The organism is Candidatus Villigracilis saccharophilus (genome assembly GCF_016711665.1).
On record NZ_JADJSO010000018.1, the window covers coordinates 24,724 to 30,984 of the forward strand.

General features: G+C 46.5%; 7 protein-coding genes. All 7 read left to right on the forward strand.

The genetic code is table 11. The features are described from left to right. The first annotated feature begins 1 nt into the window (after position 1). The gene (locus tag IPL17_RS08050) at positions 2–1,975 is read left to right on the forward strand and encodes a HAMP domain-containing protein (protein ID WP_345306568.1); all 1,974 of its coding nucleotides are present in this window, start codon (positions 2–4) and stop codon (positions 1,973–1,975) included. A 53-nt stretch (positions 1,976–2,028) separates the two neighbouring features. Then, positions 2,029–2,349 carry a hypothetical protein gene (locus IPL17_RS08055; RefSeq protein WP_345306569.1) on the forward strand — a complete coding sequence of 107 codons (321 nt, stop codon included), beginning with the start codon at positions 2,029–2,031 and terminating at the stop codon, positions 2,347–2,349. Further along, positions 2,330–3,880 carry a GAF domain-containing protein gene (locus IPL17_RS08060; protein WP_345306574.1) on the forward strand — a complete coding sequence of 517 codons (1,551 nt, stop codon included), beginning with the start codon at positions 2,330–2,332 and terminating at the stop codon, positions 3,878–3,880. Before IPL17_RS08055 ends, IPL17_RS08060 begins: the two co-directional genes overlap by 20 nt. Further along, on the forward strand, positions 3,877–5,310 hold the full coding sequence (locus IPL17_RS08065) for a GAF domain-containing protein (RefSeq protein WP_345306570.1): 1,434 nt from the start codon (positions 3,877–3,879) through the stop codon (positions 5,308–5,310). Before IPL17_RS08060 ends, IPL17_RS08065 begins: the two co-directional genes overlap by 4 nt. Continuing rightward, the gene (locus IPL17_RS08070; RefSeq protein WP_345306571.1) at positions 5,279–5,455 is read left to right on the forward strand and encodes a hypothetical protein; all 177 of its coding nucleotides are present in this window, start codon (positions 5,279–5,281) and stop codon (positions 5,453–5,455) included. The genes IPL17_RS08065 and IPL17_RS08070 overlap by 32 nt, the downstream gene beginning before the upstream one ends. Before the next feature lie 46 nt (positions 5,456–5,501). Then, on the forward strand, positions 5,502–5,762 hold the full coding sequence (locus IPL17_RS08075; RefSeq protein WP_345306572.1) for a hypothetical protein: 261 nt from the start codon (positions 5,502–5,504) through the stop codon (positions 5,760–5,762). Positions 5,763–5,816: 54 nt separating this feature from the next. Further along, the coding region (locus IPL17_RS08080) for a hypothetical protein (protein ID WP_345306573.1) at positions 5,817–6,261 on the forward strand (445 nt) is incomplete at its 3' end.

Below are 6,261 nucleotides of genomic sequence, written 5' to 3' on the forward strand. Positions count from 1 at the left end.
AATGAAAGCGACGCCCGTACTTAATAGCCAGCAAAAAAGATTTAAGGGCAGTCTGACAGGCACGCTTGTAAGAACGCTCCTTATATTTACTTTTATTCCACTTGCCTTAATGGCTGGAATGGCGTATTTTCGTGCGCGCGGACTTCTACGGGAACAAGCAATTACACAATCACAAAACCTTTTAACTAATCAACTTAAGCTAATAGATCGCGAAATCAAACAAAGAGAAGCTCTGCTTGCAAATCAGATTGAAAATGAGGACTTTAGGGCTCTGATCGAGCTCGGATTACACGCAAATCCGATGAACAACCAGTTTGACGTCATCCAAAACGACTTCATTAAAGAATTTCAAAGGATGAATACACAGGAAGGCACCCCTGTATTCGATCAATTCTTTTTAATGGACACAAAAGGAAATATCAAACTGGCAAGTAACGAGAGCTGGCTGAGGAAATCGATAATTTCGAATATTTTCAATCCGGTAGAAGAGAATCATTCGAGTGCGTTATACGGGCTATCGCCGATTTACGAAGATCATTTCTTACTTGTTACCGCATTGAACTATCAAACAGCCGGTGGAGGTTCAACACTTGGTGCGTTAGTGGGGATCACGGAAAAAAATAACCTACTGGAACTAATTCAGCCTCTCAACGGTATATCTCCACTCGCAAGCACTTATTTTCTTCTTTCAACCGACCAATTTATCTACGTCAACCCAAACACCATGGAGTTCACGCTTGTCAACTCCTCATCCCCCAGCAACGAACTTAAATCAAAGCTGACAGAGTTAATGTTTACACAGCAGGCACAGCCTGAATCAATGGACACAACTGCGCCCAATGGTGATGCAGTGCTGGCGCAACTTCAATGGTTTCCGTCTATGCAGACAGGCATTGTCCTTGAAGTAAATGCGGCTGATATTTATGGCCAAATAGCAAGTCTCGCCCCGTTCACTATTCTCCTTGTTTTGGGAACATTGGCCGCCACCGGCGTCGTATTGAGCTTGGGAGTTAATAGAATTATCAGACCACTACGCTCATTATCTGAAATCACCAGCAAATTTGCCGAAGGAGATTGGAATCAACGAGCGAAAGTTTTGAGCGAAGACGAAGTCGGCTTGCTCGCAGACTCTTTCAACAACATGGCAGAGGAACTCAGCAGCACGTATCGCTCCTTGGAAGAAAAAGTGGATGAGCGTACACGGCAGATCCGCACTGCTGCAGAGGTGGCCCAAAACATCACAACCATATCCGACCTTGACGAAATGCTCGCCAAAACAGCAGAATTACTCGTTAAACAATTTGAATTTTATCAAGCGAGTATTTTCCTGATGGATCGTGGCGGAAGATATATAGAGTTTAAAGCCGGCTTTGGATCCGCTACCGAAGGACTGATTGATAAAAAATACAGATTGGAAGTTGGATCAGAATCCATCGTCGGCTGGGTAAGCGCAAATAATCAGCCGCGAGTTGCTTCTGATATTTTGGTTGATCCGCTTCACTTGAAGAGCGAACTGCTTCCAGAGACCCGCTCCGAAGCCTGCGTTCCCATCTCGATCGGGAATTTGGTGCTGGGGGCATTGGATGTACAAAGCATAAAGGAAGGCGCTTTCACAGGGACTGAAACCCTTGTCATGCTTCGCACTCTGGCTAGCCAGATCGCTGCGTCGATACAAACGATCGGCCTCGTCGAAACCAGCCACATCAATTTTGAAGAACTTGAAAGGCTCTATCGCTCAAGCCGTTTGATAGCAAAAGCGGTCAGCGAAACTGAGATATTAAGAATAGGCGGGCAAATCGTCGAACAAGCCCCCTACCCCGTCATTGTTTTCCGTACAACAGAAGATGGTCAACTTGAAATCATCTCGTCAGCCAAACTCGACCAGAGCACAATCACCCATTCCCCGGATTGCCAAAGTATATCAATGCGAATATTGATGAAATTAATGATTACCTGTCACGCAGTACCGTTATAACTGAAACAAGACAGCTCAATATTCCGAGACCATTCACCAGCATTCTTAATAAAATGGAATTGGATCATATCGCATTCCTGCCGATCCGAAAACATGACACCTTGATGGCTATCATCATGCTTGGGTCAAGAAAACGGGTGATCACCAGCGCTTCCATACAACCATATGGAAACCTGGCGGACCTAATCTCGATCACACTCGAAAAAGCAGACGCGATCCAAAAAACAGAACGGCACCTTAGCGAAATGGAATCTCTGGCATCCATCAATGAATTAATTTCAGAAACATCAGACCTTCAAAGTTTTTCAAGCACTGCTTGCCAAGATCCATCAAATCATTGGCAAGTTCAGCTTAATCGTCGCTTTGTACGATGAAGTAAGCAACACAATCAGCATCCCGTTCAGTTATGAAGATGGTCAGACCACATCGATAGAATCCTTCCCACTTGGAGAAGGTTTGACCTCGATCTTACTAAACACAAAACAGCCATTAATGCTCGTGGAAGATGTGGAACGCAAAGCGCTTGACCTAGGAGCCAAAGTGTCAGGCAAACTCCCACAGTCCTGGATGGGCGCACCCATGTTCGTTCAAAACAAGCCCATCGGCGCATTGATCATCCAGGACAATGAAAAAGAGCATGCCTTTGATAAATCCGACTTGAAATTTTTCACCACCCTTGCGGGTCAAGTGGCAGGGGTGATCAATAATGTTCGGTTACTGGATGAAAGCCAGCGGAAAGCGTTGCAACTGGAAACTGCGGCAGAAATCGCGCGCGATATTAGCGGTTCGCTAAACCTGGATGAGCTATTGATAAAATCCGTCAACTTCATTCGTGAAAGATTTGAGTTCTATCACGCAGCCATCTTTTTACGCGACCTGTCAGGAGAATTCGCAATGATCCGCGAGGCGAGTGGCGAGGCCGGGGCGCAAATGAAACGCGCTGGCTATAAGATCGCGATCGGCTCAAAATCCATTGTCGGCTTTGTAAGCAGCCATGGCGAACAGCTCATCGTGAACGACACGACGAAAGACGCCACGTACTACGCAAATCCGATTCTTCCGGATACCCGTGCCGAAGCCGCCATTCCGCTAAAGGTGGGAGAGCGTATTCTTGGGGTGCTGGACATTCAAAGTATCAAAATCTACGCATTTTCTGAGGATAATTTACGAAGCCTGCAGGTCCTTGCAGATCAACTTGCCATAGCAGTGGTGAATACAGAACTCTTTGCCGAGACCCAGGAACATCTATCTCAACACAGACTCCTGCACCATATCACCACAACCGCCGCATCTGGCACAACACTCGAAGAAGCGCTGGAAAGCGCAGTGAAAGGATTGCAAGTTACGCTTGGAGGCGACCGAGTCATGATCCTCCTTACGGACCGTGAAAAGAAGATGCTTGAAGTAAAAGCATCCATGGGATATGCTGAAGATATTATGACTCTACACATCCCCATTGGAAGCGGAGTGCCCGGTTGGGTTGCCGCACACAGGCGATCTCTTCGCCTGTCAAACGTGATCGAAGATCCGCGTTATATTCAAACCAGCCCAAATACACGCTCAGAACTAGCTGTTCCACTGATCTATCGAAACGAGCTGCTGGGCGTCTTGAACGTGGAAAGCGAGCAAATTGACGACTATACTGAGAACGACGAGGAAATGCTTGGTACGCTTGGAGGAAGTCTGGCGGCCATCATTGCAAACGCCCGTTTGCTGGAACAGATCCGTTTACAGGCGGAGCGTGAACGCGTAATCTTCGAAGTGACCAGCAATATTCGGAGATCAACAGACATTCAATCGATTTTAATGACCACGGCAAGCGAGCTGACAAGAGTCACCGGCGCGCGCTACGCAAAGATCCAAATCAACCCGTTGAGCGACGCCAAACAGGAAGATAAGCAATGATGGAAAGCAGTCTTTCTAAACACTCAGCCGAAATGACGCGCTTGTTTTACAGAAATTGGCGTGAGCGATTCGCGATCCCCTTACTGGTCGGCGTACTAATACTGGGAAGCATTGCATTACTTCCCGCGCTAAGGGGTTCAGCCAGCACGCTCGTTGACGCAGTCTTTATAACCGTCTATGTATTAACGGCAATTGTTACTATCGTGCGCTTTTCATATGCGGTACGAATGAGCGTATTTCTGCTTAGCATTTATGTACTTGGAATCAGTGAATTAATTTTATACGGCATTTTAGGAGATGGTTTATTCTTCTTCCTGGGCTTAATCATTTTTTCAACCATGCTGCTTTCGCCGCGCGCTGGAATCGCGGCTCTTATTCTAAATATCTTAACCTTTTCAGTATTTGGATGGCTCATGTTAAGCGGGCGGATGACCCCACTAAACCAATCTGTATTCCCGTCCAAATTAGATGATTGCATAAGCGCGGGGGTGGTCCTCTCCATGTTTGGACTTGTCATTATTATTGGTTTTCAACGTTTAGAGCAGGAGTTTCTCGAATCGCAAAAACAAATTGATATAACTTTGAACGAACTTAAAAACGAACGCACGAACCTGGAGAATAAAGTATTCGAACGAACCGTTCAACTTGGAAAAATAAATAAAATCGGACGCGCAGTTACTGCCATTCTAGACCCGGATGAACTTCTCAAACAAGCTGCCCATCTCATTGAAGTCGAATTTGACTGCTATTACACCGCCTTCTTCCTGCTTGACCTCTCAGAACATTGGGCCGATCTGAAAGAGGCAACCGGTGAAGCTGGAAGGATATTGCGCGAAAACAGGCACCGGTTGGATGTCGACGGAAAATCTGCGGTCAGCGTTGCAATACGTACAAAGCAGGCTTATATCGTCCAGGAAGCCGGGACAAAAGCCGCCCGTCCTGACAATCCCCTGCTGCCTTATTCCCGCTCCCAAATCGCGATGCCGCTAATCGTCGGCGATACAGTCCTGGGCGCTTTGGAAATGCACGCAACTAAAGCAAACGCGTTCTCTCCGCAAGACATTGAAGCATACCAGAACATGGCTAATGAAATAGCCATCGCACTTGAAAACTCCCGCTTGTTCTTGCGTGGACAACAAAGCCTTTCTGAAATGCGCGCCACTCAACGGCAATATCTTCAGGGAGCCTGGCAATCCCTCACAGACCATCGCAGATTGGATTATGCCCTTGGAGATAATGACTCGGACGACAACATGGAGATTAATATTCCGCTTGTATTGAGGGATCAAATTATCGGACAGGTCTATCTTGAGAATTCGCAGAATGGAGTCCGAGCAGAAAACCTTGATCGATCCATCACAACGCAAGCATCGCTTGCGTTGGAAAAATGCCCGCCTTGTGGAGGAAAGTCAATCCATTGCGGCTCGTGAGAAACTGGCAAATGAACTCATCACCAAAATTTGGGCATCCACAAATATGGACAATATCCTGCAAACCACCGTTCGTGAACTCGGGCGCTCACTCGAAGCCTCGGAAGTGGTAATCGAAGTTTCAATGGGGACAGAAGATGAATAGTGATTTGCGATCTTACGCACCGGATAAGCAGCAGGACCATCAGTCAATGGCTTTTGATTATAAAAGCTGGCGCAATGGATTTATCTTAATCATTCTACGCCTGGCCTGTGTGTTGGGACTCGGCCTGTTGGCATTCTCACTGCCAAACGCAACATCAAACGATCTTGTTTTATTTATCAGCCTGTATTCTGTTCTGTTCCTGGTAACCATTTTCCCAGCCCCATATACGGCTCGCGCCATTATATTGTTATTGATGATCTACGCAATAGGAACAAACGCCATTCTCGCGTGGGGGGCCGTGGCTTGATGGCAACGTATTTTTTGTTGCATTGATCATCTTATCGCTTTGCTATTCGCAATCATGCCGCAACTGGGAAAGTATCATTTTAGTGCGCCAGGCGTTCCAACCACCACGCCATTGGACTGGATCGCGTATACAGTGAATTTTTCCGTACTTAGTGTGATCCTTGTCATTGCAATTGCTCGATTTAAAACGAATTTGCGCGTATTGTGGTCGGACTCAAAGTATGTTCAGACCCTGATTGCCGAACGAAGCCAATTGGAAAACAAGGTACGCGAGCGCACCGAAGAGTTGGAAGCGCAAACCAATCAATTGCGCACATCAACCACTGTTGCCAGAACCATTGCCGAGATTCAGGATGTTTCCATGCTATTGGGGGCGGTGACAGATCAAATTTCTGAAAAATTTGAGTACTATCATGTTGGACTGTACATTTTAGATGAACAGAAAAAATTGCATTTTTGCAGGCAATTTCTCCTCCACAATCGGCAAACAGCTTATTGGC